Annotated in this window: 1 protein-coding gene; it reads left to right on the top strand. The window is 39.4% G+C overall.

Annotation, left to right across the window (positions count from 1 at the left end; genetic code table 11):
* Positions 1–9 precede the first annotated feature (9 nt).
* Positions 10–429, top strand: a 420-nt coding sequence (locus EII42_RS12320; RefSeq protein ID WP_255416268.1) for a hypothetical protein, incomplete at its 3' end; no start/stop codon positions are given.

Raw genomic sequence — 429 nt, 5'->3', positions numbered from 1 at the left:
ACTGATACTATTCAAGGATTAATTATGGTTCTAGGAACCTTTTTATTGCTTGGCGGTGTTATTTATGCTGGAGGGGGCGTTAGCCAAATTATTGATAACTTGGCTAAAATTGATCCAAATTTAATTACCCCTTATGGTATTGATGCTAGACCTCTTGACTTTACTTTTATGGCATCCTCTTGGGTGTTAGTCTGCTTTGGTTTACTTGGTTTACCTCATACCGTTGTGCGAGCGATGTCCTATAAAAATAGCAAAGCATTGCATAGTGGTATTGTCATTGGAACAATTGTCATTGCTGCATTAATGCTGGGAATGCATCTCGCTGGTGCATTAGGACGTGCTGTCGTGCCAACATTAGATGTCAGTGACAAAATTATTCCAACATTGATGATACAAGTACTTCCACCAGTAGTGGCTGGTATTTTTCTG

This window comes from Tessaracoccus sp. OH4464_COT-324 (assembly GCF_003932855.1).
Taxonomy (GTDB): Bacteria; Actinomycetota; Actinomycetes; order Propionibacteriales; family Propionibacteriaceae; genus Arachnia.
The sequence above is the reverse complement of the archived record's forward strand: the minus strand, read 5'-3'. Positions and strand labels throughout refer to the sequence as shown.